Origin of the sequence: Sphingobacterium sp. 40-24, assembly GCF_001899705.1 — a bacterium.
Classification (GTDB): Bacteria; Bacteroidota; Bacteroidia; order Sphingobacteriales; family Sphingobacteriaceae; genus Sphingobacterium; species Sphingobacterium multivorum.
In genome coordinates this window covers 286,513-301,352 of sequence record NZ_MKWH01000055.1, presented here as the reverse complement: position 1 = coordinate 301,352, position 14,840 = coordinate 286,513, and the positions used below count along the sequence as shown (strand labels likewise).

13 protein-coding genes are annotated in these 14,840 nt (G+C 38.3%); 7 read left to right on the top strand and 6 right to left on the bottom strand.

What is annotated here, in order from left to right:
• The first annotated feature begins 137 nt into the window (after positions 1-137).
• Complete coding sequence (locus BGP15_RS20670) at positions 138-905, top strand: endonuclease/exonuclease/phosphatase family protein (RefSeq protein ID WP_286710089.1); 768 nt, start codon at positions 138-140, stop codon at positions 903-905.
• 19 nt (positions 906-924) lie between these two features.
• On the top strand, positions 925-2,106 hold the full coding sequence (locus tag BGP15_RS20665) for a metallophosphoesterase family protein (RefSeq protein ID WP_286770651.1): 1,182 nt from the start codon (positions 925-927) through the stop codon (positions 2,104-2,106).
• Positions 2,107-2,163: 57 nt separating this feature from the next.
• Here the strand turns inward: BGP15_RS20665 and pruA are convergent, their stop codons facing one another.
• From pruA to BGP15_RS20635, 6 genes are all read right to left on the bottom strand, one after another.
• Positions 2,164-3,801, bottom strand: coding sequence for an L-glutamate gamma-semialdehyde dehydrogenase (pruA, locus tag BGP15_RS20660; protein WP_046674916.1), 1,638 nt, complete (start codon positions 3,799-3,801; stop codon positions 2,164-2,166).
• 168 nt (positions 3,802-3,969) lie between these two features.
• Positions 3,970-4,617, bottom strand: a complete 648-nt coding sequence (msrA, locus tag BGP15_RS20655) for a peptide-methionine (S)-S-oxide reductase MsrA (protein ID WP_070561964.1) — start codon at positions 4,615-4,617, stop codon at positions 3,970-3,972.
• A gap of 150 nt (positions 4,618-4,767) precedes the next feature.
• Positions 4,768-5,376, bottom strand: coding sequence for a superoxide dismutase (locus BGP15_RS20650; protein WP_286770650.1), 609 nt, complete (start codon positions 5,374-5,376; stop codon positions 4,768-4,770).
• A gap of 101 nt (positions 5,377-5,477) precedes the next feature.
• On the bottom strand, positions 5,478-5,945 hold the full coding sequence (locus tag BGP15_RS20645; protein WP_286754821.1) for a nucleoside deaminase: 468 nt from the start codon (positions 5,943-5,945) through the stop codon (positions 5,478-5,480).
• 9 nt (positions 5,946-5,954) lie between these two features.
• Entirely contained in the window at positions 5,955-6,296 is a 342-nt protein-coding gene (locus BGP15_RS20640) for a tRNA-binding protein (RefSeq protein WP_112373905.1), read from the bottom strand.
• Positions 6,293-6,502 (bottom strand): hypothetical protein, encoded by a 210-nt coding sequence (locus BGP15_RS20635; RefSeq protein WP_112373906.1) that lies wholly within the window; start codon positions 6,500-6,502, stop codon positions 6,293-6,295. The genes BGP15_RS20640 and BGP15_RS20635 overlap by 4 nt, the downstream gene beginning before the upstream one ends.
• Positions 6,503-6,589: 87 nt before the next feature.
• Between BGP15_RS20635 and BGP15_RS20630 the strand changes: the two genes are divergently transcribed.
• The 5 genes from BGP15_RS20630 to BGP15_RS20610 all read left to right on the top strand — a co-directional run bounded on the left by BGP15_RS20630 (position 6,590) and on the right by BGP15_RS20610 (position 14,825).
• Positions 6,590-7,186 carry a porin family protein gene (locus BGP15_RS20630; RefSeq protein WP_046674910.1) on the top strand — a complete coding sequence of 199 codons (597 nt, stop codon included), beginning with the start codon at positions 6,590-6,592 and terminating at the stop codon, positions 7,184-7,186.
• A gap of 171 nt (positions 7,187-7,357) precedes the next feature.
• Positions 7,358-8,128: a succinate dehydrogenase cytochrome b subunit gene (locus BGP15_RS20625; RefSeq protein ID WP_112373907.1), complete on the top strand. Its 771-nt coding sequence runs from the start codon at positions 7,358-7,360 to the stop codon at positions 8,126-8,128.
• Between the two features lie 57 nt (positions 8,129-8,185).
• Positions 8,186-10,120: a fumarate reductase/succinate dehydrogenase flavoprotein subunit gene (locus BGP15_RS20620; protein WP_070561950.1), complete on the top strand. Its 1,935-nt coding sequence runs from the start codon at positions 8,186-8,188 to the stop codon at positions 10,118-10,120.
• Between the two features lie 14 nt (positions 10,121-10,134).
• Positions 10,135-10,908, top strand: a complete 774-nt coding sequence (locus BGP15_RS20615) for a succinate dehydrogenase/fumarate reductase iron-sulfur subunit (protein ID WP_175441957.1) — start codon at positions 10,135-10,137, stop codon at positions 10,906-10,908.
• Between the two features lie 170 nt (positions 10,909-11,078).
• Positions 11,079-14,825 (top strand): HAMP domain-containing sensor histidine kinase, encoded by a 3,747-nt coding sequence (locus BGP15_RS20610; protein WP_083295801.1) that lies wholly within the window; start codon positions 11,079-11,081, stop codon positions 14,823-14,825.
• Positions 14,826-14,840 lie beyond the last annotated feature (15 nt).

Below are 14,840 nucleotides of genomic sequence, written 5' to 3'. Positions count from 1 at the left end.
TTTTGCGAAAGTTCAAGTGCTTAGATGATTATTTTGTTACATGTCCAAAGTTTTCAATTTGTACTCATAGATTTTATTAATTTTAGAAAGGCGAATTAAAAACGCCTGACATCCAAATGCTAAACTTAATATAAACAATGAATCGTAAACTAATTCTATTCCTTCTAATACTGCTAAGCTCAGTATTCCATCTACATGCACAAACAATACGCGTACTCTCGTTCAATATCCATCATGGAAACCCACCCACTGAAAAAGAATCTATTATCAATCTTGACACGGTTGCCAAGATTATTAAAAATTCCAAAGCTGACATTGTAGGTCTTCAGGAAATCGATGTTAATCTCGGTAGATCATATTTTGAAAATCAAGCCAAGAAATTAGCCGAATTAACAGGCATGCACTATATATTTTCCAAAGGAATAGACTTGGATAAAGGTGAATATGGCACCGCCATATTGTCAAAAAATCCGATTGAACGTGTAGAAAAACACCTTCTACCCTCACCTGTGGAAAGCGAAACACGTAGTTTATCTGTAATCGAAGTCACTATTCACAAAAAGAAACTCTTATTTGCGAATACACACCTTGACCTGAAAGACAAAAACAAAATCGAACAGGCAAAATTCATCACCAATCGCTTCAAAAACGAAAAGTTACCCACCATCCTTGTCGGTGATTTGAACTCCGAGCCCAATGATCCAGCGATTATTGAACTTAGCAAAATATTCACAAAAAGCAGTATTGCCAATGGATTTACGTTTCCTCAAGATAAACCCACTACTGAAATTGATTATATCATGATCAATAAAACAGTTGCCGCAAGGTTTTCTAACCATCGAATTTTGGACGAGAAATACGCTAGTGATCATCGTCCATTATATGTCGAGATAAATATTAAATAACCACTTGTGACCTTTAAATATGAATTTTAACAGAAGAAGATTTTTAGAAGTCCTGGCGCTGGCTGGGATTACATTACCGAATATAAGCGTCGCGCAAGAAAAAGAAGCAAATGAGGCAGAAGGCGAGTTCAGTTTTCTCGTACCTGCCTATCTACAGAATCAAACGGAAACAGGCGTCAGTATTTTTACAATTTTGAGCAAAGAGGCTTTTGCTTGGCTCGAGATTCTCGATAACGCAGGAAATGTCCATAAAAAAATCTACCAATCCGAAGATGGGATGATCAACGCCAATACTGACTTTTTTCATTTTACAATTGAGGACGCGCCGCGCTCATTTCGCTATCGCATCAAGGCGAAGGAAGTCCAAAAATTCGATCCTTATAAAATTGTATATGGCCAAGAAATAGAAACACCTATTTTTGAGGCTAAATTAGCCAAAAGCGATCAAGAGCAGATTCGCTGTCTTGTATATAACGATGTACATGAGGAAAAGAGCAGTTATCATGACCTTATCCCAAATCAGGATATCGCGCCTTACGATTTCTTTGTGATGAATGGAGACTCATTTCATTATGTCACCAATCAGCAAGATATCACAGAGAAATTGCTAAAGCCAATTGAATTTTTTGCGACAAGCAAACCATTCATCATGAATCGAGGAAACCATGAGACAAGGGGATCTTTCGCACGTAATTTCAAACGATATTTTGGTTATCCGGACAACAAGTATTACCAAGCCTTTAAAAGAGGGCCTATTTTTTGGATCATGCTAGACAGTGGCGAAGACAAGCCTGACAATCATGAGGTATACGCCGGAACAGTCGATTACGATAACTACAGAAAAGAACAGGCTCAATGGCTGGAACAGGTCCTCCAATCCAAAGAAAGAAAGCGTGCTCAACATACTGTTGTCATTAGCCATATTCCAATTTTTCATTCGGACGACTGGCATGGCACCCTGGATAACAGAGCATGTTTCCATCCCTTGTTTCAGAAATATAAAATTGATGCCATGATCTCGGGCCACACCCATCAATATGGATACTATTCAGCAGATAAAGACCACAATTACCCTGTCTTTATAGGTGGTGGTCCAAAAGCGGGGAAAAGAACCATCATCGATGTGGCCGGGAACAACAAGTCATTGAATATTCGGATGACTAGAGACGACGGAACAGAATTGGGATTATTTAAAAAATAGAAAAAGGCGCTTTATAAGCGCCTTTTTCTATTTTAACAAAGCTGTTTGCTAGCTTCTTTATTCTCCCTTTTCCAAGAAAGGATATCTATAATCTGTATCTGGATTAAACGTCTCTTTAATTGTACGAGGAGATACCCAACGAAGCAAATTGATCATTGATCCTGCTTTGTCGTTTGTACCCGAACCTCTAGCACCACCAAACGGTTGTTGACCTACGACAGCACCTGTACACTTATCATTCACATAGAAGTTACCCGCAGCATGTCTCAATTTATCTGTTGCTAAATTAATGGCATAACGATCTTGCGCAATGATTGATCCTGTCAAGGCATAAATAGATGTTGTATCAACAATAGCTAACGTTTCTTCAAACTCAGCATCCTCGTAAACATATACCGTCAGCACAGGTCCGAACAATTCCTCAACCATGGTCTCGTAATCTGGTTTTGAAGCCTCAATGATTGTTGGATGGATGAAATATCCTTTAGATTTATCGTATGTACCACCAACTACAATTTCTGCTTCATTAGATTCTTTAGCTCTGTCGATATACTTCGCTAATTTATCAAACGACTTCTCATCAATGACAGCATTGAAAAAGTTCGTGAAATCCTCTGTTCCGCCGATTGTAAAAGATTTTACGTCATTCGTCATAGATTCTTTCAATGCTGGCCACAATGATTTAGGAATATATGCACGTGAGGCAGCAGAACATTTCTGGCCTTGGTATTCAAAAGCACCACGAACTAAAGCTGTATTCGCAACCTTCAAATCAGCCGAAGGGTGTACAACGATAAAATCCTTACCACCAGTCTCACCAACAATACGTGGATATGTTTTATAACGGTGGATATTGTTACCGATCGTTTTCCAAATGTCTTGGAATACTCCTGTTGAGCCAGTGAAATGGATACCTGCGAAATCTGGGTGTTGGAAAATCACATCACCTGCATCAGGACCTGAAACATACACCAAGTTGATTACACCATCCGGAAGACCAGCTTCACGGAAAATTTTCATCAATACATTTGCTGAATAGATTTGGGTATTGGATGGTTTCCATACAACAACATTACCCATCATTGCAACACACGACGGTAAATTACCCGCAATAGCTGTAAAATTAAATGGAGTCAATGCAAATACAAAACCTTCAAGAGGACGTTGTTCTACACGGTTCCAAACACCTTTACCTGATATAGGAGGTTGTTGCTTATAGATTTCGCTCATGTACTGTACATTGAAACGCAAGAAATCCACAATCTCACATGCCGAATCAATTTCTGCCTGATAGGGGTTCTTCGATTGCCCCAACATTGTAGCAGCATTCAACTCATAACGGTATTTTCCCGAAATTAATTCAGCAGCTTTTAAAAAGATTGCAGCACGATCCTCCCAAGTAAGATTTTCCCAATCCTTTTTTGCCGCCAAAGCAGCATTGATTGCATCTGTTACGTGAGATTTATCGCCTTGATTGTATTGACCTAAAATATGTTGGTGGTCATGTGGAGGAGCTAGGTTTACTTTTTTAGAAGTAGTGATTTCTTTACCACCAATATACATTGGGATATCGATTTGTTTCGAACGTGCCTCATCAATTGCTGCTTTCAACAATTTACGTTCTTTCGTTCCGACAGCGTAAGTATACACCGGTTCATTGGTAGGAACAGGAACTGTAAAAAATCCTTTAGACATATTACAATTATTAATTATTCATCCAAAAAATGCTATCAATGAATCATGAAGCTATCAAGTTTGTTCGTTCCATTATTTGCATGAGAAACCATGGTTTCAACTTGTTAGCATGATACTAAATAGCGTTAATAGAAGTAAAATTACCTCAAATTTTATGAATACCCAAAGTTACTGTCCCTCTTTGAGCACCTTGGAAAAGATACGTTTAAATTTTTCCAATTTCGGTTTAATCACCAATTGGCAGTATGGTTCTTTCCCATTTAATCTGTAATAATCTTGATGATAGTCTTCTGCAGGATAAAAGACTGTTGCCGGAACTACTTCGGTTACAATAGGTTTATTGAAAACATGCTCTTTTTCTAACGCCGAAAGATAATACTGCGTCTTGTCAAGCTGCTCTTTATCGTGCACAAAAATAGCCGAGCGATATTGGGTGCCGATATCATTCCCCTGGCGATTGAGCTCTGTTGGATCATGTGCGACAAAGAAGGCCTCCAATAGTTTGTCGTAGCTGATCACTTTTGGATCAAAAATAATATTGGTTGCTTCCGCATGCCCTGTGCTCCCTGTACAAACCTGCGTATAACTTGGATTTGCTACCCATCCGCCAGTATATCCTGAAACAACATGTACAACCCCCTTTAACTCTTTGAATTGTGCCTCAGTACACCAAAAACAACCTGCCGCAAATGTCGCTGTATCCAAACTTGCCGTATTTTTTGCCGGTAACTTCGAGAAATCAGTTTTTTTTGCCTGCTGTCCCTGGCAGGAGCCTAAAATAAAAAGTGCTGCTAATAGCATTAAAATATTTTTCATCAGTAGCGGGTATGATCGTGGAGTAAACTATTATACTGTAGTGTTCTACTATGGTCTTATAAACAAATACAACTGAGGTTTTGTTTATAAAATAGAAAAGCGACAATAAATTAGTATTGTCGCTTTTCTATGGTTCTATCAAATGTTCAATTATTTTGCTGCAGCATAGTTTTGTGCTACGGCATCCCAATTGATAACATTAAAAATTTCTTCTAAATACGCCGGACGCTTATTTTGGAATTTCAAGTAATAAGCGTGCTCCCAAACATCGATACCTAAAATAGGATTTCCTTTTACTTCAGCAACATCCATCAAAGGATTGTCTTGGTTTGGTGTAGAAGTTACGGCTAATTTACCATCAGCACCAACGATTAACCACGCCCATCCTGAACCAAAACGAGTTGCACCAGCTGCTTGAAGTTGCTTTTTCAACTCATCAAATGAACCAAATGTTGCATTGATTGCTTCGGCTAATTCACCTGTTGGAGCTCCACCAGCATTTGGGCCTAAAACTTTCCAAAACAAAGAGTGATTGTAATGACCACCACCGTTGTTACGTACTGCTGCAGAATATTTACTTACATTTTTAATGATCTCCAATAACGATAAGTTCTCAGCGTCTGTACCTGCGATTGCTTTATTTAAGTTATCCACATATGCCTGATGGTGTCTGTCATGGTGGATTTCCATTGTAGTTTTGTCAATATGTGGTTCCAATGCGTCGGCTGCGTATGGTAACGCTTCTAATTCAAATGCCATATCTATTTTAATTTAAATGTTTATTACTTCGTTTATACATACAAATATAACACAATATACACGGTTATGTTTTTATGTGTTACAATAAATCCATTATTTCCTTACCGTTTTTGACGAAAAAATGATTTTACCAAATCAGCACATTCTTCCTGCAAAATACCATGTGTAATGACTGTTTTGGGATGTAATATTTTATCGTGAAAATGAGAATAGCCACGCTTTTCATCTTTGGCGCCATAGACTATTTTACCAATATGTGTCCAATAGGCCGCTCCGGCACACATAATACAAGGTTCTATGGTAACGTATAATGTACATTCATCCAGGTATTTGCCTCCAAGGTAATTAGCAGCTGCTGTAAAAGCCTGCATTTCAGCATGAGCTGTCACATCATTCAATCGCTGCGTCAAATTATGACCTTTCCCTATAACACGTCCTCGATGAACAATAACTGCTCCAATAGGTACCTCCCCCTCTTCGTATGCAACCTTAGCTTCGTTCAATGCCATACGCATGAACGACTCGTCACTATCGATGAGTTGTGTTCCTTCAAAATCTATAAATGTCATGGTACAAACTTAACTAAGTTTAGATCCATTTGGTAATTTTTTGTCGACGGATGTCAAAATAATATCGCCATTTTCGTCGGCAAATCCGGTCACGAGACACTCCGAAAAGAAATTAGCGATCTGCTTTTTGGGAAAGTTCACAACTGCGACCACTTGCTTTCCAATCAACTCTTCTTTGTTATAGTGTACTGTAATCTGGGCACTACTTTGTAAAATACCAATTTCATCTCCAAAATCAAGTTTCAATTGATAGGCTGGCTTTTTAGCTTTCGGAAAGTCCTTTACTTCTAAAATAGTTCCTACCCGTAAATCCACTTTCTCAAAATCGGTCCAACTAATGGCATCACTCATAATCGGTTGCTACTAATATCCTGGATCTCTTTACCTATCGTAAATAAAACATAGGAAGGTTTACGGCCCAAACGAGAAGACAATCGATCAATCAGTTTATCCTCCTCTCCAGCTTTAAAAGCTAAATCTTCATCACTTAAGTGGTTGTACTTGCGACGGAGTTTTTCTTTGGCTACTTGCCACTGTTCTTCGTTAATTTTCAGCATAACTCAGATTTAGGTATAAAATTTGTATATCTTTACTGAACTGTAAAAGTTTGTTTAAAGATACAATATATACATAAATAAAAGATTATGAAAAAGATTTTACCAGCATTACTTTTGATTTGTGGTAGCGTAGCAACGGCACAGGCGCAGCTTTTGCCGGGTTTTGAGGTGGGTGTAAAAGGAGGTTTGAACTTCTCCAAACTTAAAAGCGATGGCAAATATTTCAATTCCGACACGAAAGCAGGCTACCAAGCTGGTCTTTATGGACGTGTTGGTGTTTTGGGATTCCATATTCAACCTGAGGTGTACTTAACAGGTAAAAACACAACAGTGAAAGCTGAAAATGGGGAATCTACAGATGTTAAATTTACAACAGTTGATGTTCCAGTATTATTGGGCAAACGTTTTGGCTTAGGGCCGATTGGCGCGAGAATTCAAACTGGCCCAATATTTTCGTTTAAAGTAGATGATAAGCAAGATAAAGTCATCGACCAATTGAATCCCAATAACTACAAAAAAAGTGGTACAGCTTGGGCATTTGGAGTAGGAGCTGACATTTCAAGTTTACGTGTCGATGTTAGATACGAAATGGGCTTAAACAAAGTAAATAACGAGAGTCAGGCAAATCCAAAAATCAATATGTGGAGTATCGGGTTAGGCTATAGATTATTCAGTATTCTATAGTTCGTCCAGCCTTGTTTATATGCAATTGAAAAGTCCGTTTTTATTCAAAACGGACTTTTTAATTGTATAAACTTTAGAACCGTTCTAAATTATTGCTTTTTCTTGTCAAAATGGTATCATATTTAATAGCAAATAGTAGATTTGCCTAATTCAAATTAAATTACAAGGATAATGAGTAAATCAAAGCCAGTTTTCAGTTCTTCGATTGGGAAGAAGCTAATCATGAGCTTAACAGGAATCTTCCTATGTTTATTCCTAGTTGTTCACTTGGTTGGTAACTTGCAATTATTTAAAGATGATGCGGGTCTAGCGTTCAACAAGTACGCCTATTTTATGACTCACTTTACACCAATCAAAGTTGTTTCTTACTTATTGTATGCTTCGGTCATTGTTCACGTCATCTACGCTATTACATTGTCGATGAAAAACAAGGCCGCTCGTCCTATTGGTTATGCCAAATATGATGGTCAAGCAAACAGCAAGTGGAATTCACGCAACATGGGTATCTTAGGTACTGTCATTTTAGTATTCTTAGCTACGCACATGTCTAATTTTTGGTGGAAGTTTCACAATGATGAAGTGCCGTACATCGAATACCGTACTGATTTGGCAACTGGACAAACCACAGCGAGAGAACTTCAAGCTTCTGAATTCCACGACTACCAAGAAACGGTAGAAAACAATGTTCAAATCTTAAAAGCGAGAGATTTGTACAAGCAAGTTGACTTTGCATTCCAAAATATTGCATTGGTCGCATTGTATGTTATTGCGATGGCAGCATTGGCATTCCACTTAATTCATGGTTTCCAATCTGCATTCCAAACTTTAGGTTTTAACCACAGAAGATATATTGGAATCATCAGAGTAATAGGTGTTTGGGTATTTGGAGTTTTAATCCCAATTGGCTTTGTATTAATGCCATTGTTTTTCTTCTTTAAATAATTCAGAATCTTTTAAGATAGAGCAGCAGCTCTATTCATTAATATAAAATTAAGAGATATGTTAGATTCAAAAGTACCAGCGGGCCCATTAGCCCAAAAGTGGTCAAATCATAAATTTAATCTTAAGTTGGTTAACCCTGCTAACAAACGTAAATTTACCGTTATTGTTGTTGGTACAGGTCTTGCTGGTGCATCTGCAGCAGCGTCTTTAGCTGAATTAGGATATAATGTAATTACATTCTGTTATCAAGATTCACCTCGTCGTGCGCACTCTATCGCAGCACAAGGTGGTATCAATGCAGCAAAGAGCTACCAAAATGACGGTGACTCTGTTTTCCGTTTATTCTACGATACAATCAAAGGTGGTGACTACCGCTCACGTGAGGCAAACGTTTACCGTTTGGCTGAGGTATCTGTCAACATCATTGACCAATGTGTTGCTCAAGGTGTTCCTTTTGCGCGTGAATACGGAGGTCTATTAGACAACCGTTCTTTCGGTGGTGCGCAAGTTAGCCGTACGTTCTATGCACGTGGTCAAACGGGACAACAATTGTTGTTGGGCGCTTATTCAGCGTTAAACCGTCAAATCAAAAAAGGGAAAGTAAAATCGTATACGCGTCATGAGATGTTAGACTTAGTTATGATCGATGGTCATGCTAAAGGTATCGTCACTCGTGACTTGGTTTCAGGTAAAATCGAAACGCATGCTGCACATGCAGTATTGATGTGTACTGGTGGTTACGGTAACGTATTCTTCTTGTCGACAAATGCAATGGGATGTAACGTTACAGCAGCTTGGAGAGCGCACAAACGTGGTGCTTACTTTGCAAACCCTTGTTATACGCAAATTCACCCAACTTGTATCCCGGTAACAGGTGATCACCAATCTAAATTGACATTGATGTCAGAGTCTCTACGTAATGACGGCCGTGTATGGGTTCCTAAAACTCAAGAAATGGCTGAAAGATTGCGTAAAGGTGAGATCAAAGCCAATGACATCAAAGAAGACGACAGAGATTATTTCTTGGAGCGTAAATATCCTTCATTCGGTAACTTGGTACCACGTGACGTGGCATCTCGTAATGCAAAAGAAGCTGTTGATGATGGTCGTGGTGTTGGTAAAACTGGTTTTGCGGTATTCTTGGATTTTAAAGAAGCTATCGGTCGTCTAGGCGAAGATGCTGTACGTGCTAAATATGGTAACTTATTTGACATGTACTACCAAATCACGGACGAGAACCCTTACAAACAACCAATGCGTATCTATCCAGCTGTTCACTATACAATGGGTGGCGTATGGGTTGATTACAACTTGATGACTACAATCCCAGGTTTGTATGCATTGGGTGAGTGTAACTTCTCTGACCACGGCGCAAACCGCTTAGGTGCTTCGGCATTGATGCAAGGTCTTGCCGATGGTTATTTCGTAATTCCTTACACTGTGGGTGATTACTTAGCTAAATTAGGTTCATTCGCACCAGTAGATCACAACCATCCGGCATTCGAATCTACACGTAAGGAAGTTGAAGACAAAATCAACAAATTGTTGTCTTTAAACGGTACTGAAACGGTTGATGATATCCACAAAAAACTAGGTCTCATCATGTGGGAATACTGTGGTATGGCTCGTACTGCTGAAGGCTTACAGAAAGCACAAGGTTTGATCCAAGAGTTGAAAAAAGAATTCTGGACAAACGTTAGAGTCCTTGGAGAGAATGAAGAATTAAATCTTTCTTTAGAAAAAGCTGGTCGCGTAGCTGACTTCTTAGAATTAGGTGAGTTAATGGTAGTCGATGCATTGCAACGCGCGGAGTCTTGTGGTGGTCACTTCCGTTTAGAAAGCCAAACTGAAGAAGGTGAAGCAAAACGTAACGATGATGAATTCGCCTATGTATCTGCTTGGGAATACAAAGGAGACAATGTACCTGAGGAATTACACAAGGAAGACTTGGTATTCGAGAACGTTCAGTTAACACAAAGAAGTTATAAATAAGAAGGAAAATTATCATGGCACAACATATGAATTTAACGCTGAAAGTTTGGCGTCAAAAAAATGATAAAGATAAAGGTCAATTTGTAACTTATCAGGCAAACGATATCGCTGATGATATGTCTTTCTTAGAGATGCTTGATATTGTCAATGAAGAATTGACTCGTAAAGGAGAAGATCCTATATATTTCGATCACGACTGTCGTGAAGGTATCTGCGGGATGTGTTCATTAGTCATCAACGGTCGCCCTCACGGTCCTAAAGAAGGTACAACAACATGTCAATTGCACATGCGTAGCTTCCACGATGGACAGACTATCGTGATTGAACCTTGGAGAGCTGCTGCATTCCCTGTATTGAAAGACCTTGCAACAGACCGTACAGCTTTTGACCGCATTCAACAAGCTGGTGGATATGTAAATGTTAATACAGGTGGTGTTCCTGATGCCAATGTTATTCCGATTCCTAAACGTATCGCTGACGAAGCATTTGAATCGGCTACATGTATCGGTTGTGGTGCTTGTGTTGCAGCATGTAAAAATGCTTCTGCAATGTTATTTGTGTCTGCAAAAGTATCTCAATTTGCCTTATTACCTCAAGGCCAAACTGAGCGTTACGAACGTGCACAGGCAATGGTAGATCAAATGGATGCTGAAGGTTTCGGTAACTGTACCAATACAGGTGCTTGCGAAGCAGAATGTCCTGTAGGAATCAAATTAACAAACATTGCTCGCTTAAACCGTGAGTACTTGACTGCTAAAATCTTCAGACAAGAAGAACCGCACGCTTAATAAGCAATTAAAATCCTTCGTGTTTTCGATAGCGTTAACAAAGCTTAAGAAACCGATTGAAGATTCTTTCTAGCCAATTAAAATAGGCTATTCAGAAAATAATATAAAAGTCCTTGCCCTAAGAAAGCAAGGACTTTTTTTTATATTTACAATAATGTAAATTGACGAACGTGAATTCTGGTATAAAAATTCGATTACTCCTACTTATCTTGACTTTATGCTTTATAGGAACAGCTATCACCATTAAAGAATCTGTTACCAATAAGGAAATACTGGACATTGATACAAAATCACTCAATGATTATATCGCTCAACAAGAGAAAAAAGTCGACCGAATTTTTAATGATTCACTCCTGCTCAAAACATTTAAAAACTACGATCAGTACCCAATAGCAGTTTATCAGGCATTTGAAAAGTTCAAAACCAATGAGAAGGTTTATTTATTTCTCTTTAAGGACCATGAACCGAAGATGTGGAGCACGCATTTATTTGTGCCAATTACAGATCAGGGATTTCCGGAAAAATCCAATTTTATTCAGGATGATAACCGTTCTTACGTTGTTCGAAAAAAAACAATTGGCAATATCAGTATACTCGCCTATATTATTGTAAAAGGCTATACAAATAACAACAACCCCTATTTAAATAGCTCATTGCGGAGGAACTTCTTCGACTCTCGAAATATCGACATTGCCTCCTATACAGACACGGTCACCATTAAAAATATCTATAGCAATGAAGGGTCTTATCTATTCTCTGTTAAGCTAAAAGACGGAGAGCATGAAAATGCCTATACGATTTTGCAATTCTTCTGTTGGCTACTTGCCTGGATCGCATTACTGATCTTCTTCAATAGTCTCTGCCTACATATGGCCAAGACAGGAAGGGCCTGGTGGTCTGCATTACTGCTATTATCGGTATTTAGCCTCGTCAAATTTGCCGATCTTAAATGGAATCTGCTGTCCGAAAACGCGACATTTTCAATTTTCGATTCGCGCAATTACGCTTACAATCGCTTCTTCCCCAATATATGGTCCGTGATGTCCACCACCATATTGGTGTTATGGTTGATTCTATTTATCTATTCAATTCGCAAAGAGCTCAATTTCGACAAGATAAAGAACATCCGACTCTTCAGAATTCCTATCGCAATCGGATTTATTCTAAGTATATACCTGTCGTTCGGTCTATTGTATGACATCGCTGGTACCCTGATTACGCACTCCAACAACATCTATTTTGATTTCACAAAACTTGTCGATTTACATTTCCTAAGTTGGGTAGATTTAGGCATTGTTGGCATGGGTATTTTGGCCTTGAGCATCTACATTGATCTTGTCCTATTTTTTCTTAAAAAATTAGAGTTAAAACCGACGCAGCTACTCAACATTCAACTGGCATGTGTCATTTTTGTCATCCTGATCATTTCCTTTTATATTGAGAAAAATAGCCTGGTCAATTTGTTACTTGCACTGATCATCCTGATTAAATCATTTGGCGAGAAGTATTTCGACCGACATATATTAACAAATTATATCGCCGTACTGATACTTTGGGCAATCATAAGTGCAATCACGCACGCTCGTTTCTATCAGGAACGGAACTTAATTGACATGAAGATCTTATTGAGTAACCTACAATCAGAAGATGATGTCAATGCTGTTTCATTGTTCTCCGATATTGAAAGTAGCCTAGCAAACGATCAAGAATTAAAACACCTATTTAATATCAGTCTCCCCTATACCAATACTGAGGGGATCAACGATTTCATCAAGAAAAAGTACTTTAGTGGCTATCTTTCCAAATATGAGTTCAAAGCATATTATTATGATCAGAATAATATTCCGCTCAATCCAGCCAGTCAGAATAAGATCAATGAATATCGAGAAAAAGTAATCAACAAGTCGATAAAAGTCACGCAGAACTTTTACCGTTCCAGTGCGGAATTAGGTACGCATGAATACTTCTCCATCATCCCTGTCACCATTGACCAAAATAGAATTGTCAATGTTATCGTCAATCTTTCCAATAAAGATTTTAGCTATACGGTTCCCTATCCCGAAATCCTTACCGATATGCGGATTAACAATTCGCAATATTATAATAAAGGAGATTATTCGATAGCCCTCTATAAAGGCGGCTCCTTAATAACACAGTTTGGGAAATATACTTACGAGAACAATTTGAGGGGGCTGAAAGGTGTTCCAGGGGAATATATTCAAGTACTCGACCGAGATGCATACCTACATATGGCTTATGTTGCCAATAAATTCTCTACATACGTTATCAGTAAACAAAAACCTTCTTTTTGGGATTATCTAGCGACGACTTCATTTCTGTTCTTGGTATTTTTTATGATTTTCATGCTTTTCCATTTCATAAAATCACTCTATATCTTTCTTAAAAATACCAAGCTAACTTTCCGTAATTTAAAGTATCAGTTCTACAAAATAGTAAATAAAATACAGTACTCTACACGTATTCAGACTTCCATCATCTCATCGGTAATTCTGGCTATTCTTATTTCAGCGGTAATTTCATATATAAGTATCAACAAGCAGCTTTATAATAACAATAAAGCAAGTAAAGAGCGCTTTATTATCGAGCTGGGTAAACGGATGGAAAATATGTTGACCTACACAGATGAAACATCCACCGAAACGCAGCTGATTAGTATTCTCAAGACATTATCCGAAACAATTTCCAAAGACTTCAATCTTTATTCCAAATCAGGCAGGTTACTTTACAGTTCGCAGCGTAGAATCTACGATCTGGAGCTTTTCTCTACTTTCATTAATCCGGCTGCACTGAAAAATCTTTCCATCTTAAAAAAATCGGAGACGATTGAAGATGAGCGTATTGGTACTTTCCAATTTGAGACCAGCTACGCCACCATTAGGGATAAAAACTATAATACACTGGCTTATATAGGTATACCAAACTTCTCGCTTCAGAAGGAAGAAAATATCAATAAGAATCTTCTTTTAAATACCATAGTGAACATTTATTCGCTGATTATTATAGGCTTTGGATTTTATGCGACGTTTGTGGCCAACAGTGTCACCAATCCATTGAGCATCATCAGTAAGAAGATTTCACAACTACGCCTGGGGCAGCCCAACGAGCCTCTGTTTTGGCAACGAAATGATGAAATAGGTACATTGATCAAAGAATATAATCTTATGATCATAAAGCTGGAGGACTATGCTAATAAGATCAAAGATACCGAGCGAGAATCAACTTGGCGTGAGATGGCTCAACAGATTGCCCATGAAATCAAAAATCCGTTGACACCAATGAAATTAGGCATTCAGCAACTCCGCAGATCGTACAAAGACGAGGACCCTAAATTTCCGGATCGCTTCAATAAATTCTCCACTTCATTCATCGAACAAATCGATGCATTGACGCATATTGCCTCAGAATTTTCACATTTTGCAAAATTCCCAAATACGGTAATGGAAAATATCAATATTGTAGAGAAAGTAACAAAGTCCATTTCCTTGTACAACAATACACCAAATGTAAGTATTCGTCTCATTAACAATGCGGATCACAGAACCCTTATCGTTAAAGCAGATGGTAATGAGCTATTAAGAACCTTCAATAATTTGATAAAAAATGCGATTGAGGGCGGTTATGGACGAAAAAACATGAAGATCGAGATTTCCATTGAACGCTACTCAGACAAATTTGTCAAGATAGATATCAAAGACAACGGTTATGGGATTCCCAAAGAGATGCAGGATAAAATTTTCCAGATTAATTTCACGACAAAGAGTTCCGGAAACGGTTTAGGACTAGTTCTTGTCAAAAAGACAATTGAAGCCTGTAACGGGCAAATCTATTTTGAGACTGTAGAAGGCGAAGGTACAACGTTTCATATACTGCTTCCTTTGCAACAGATAGAATCTTAAATCAACTGTAATCAG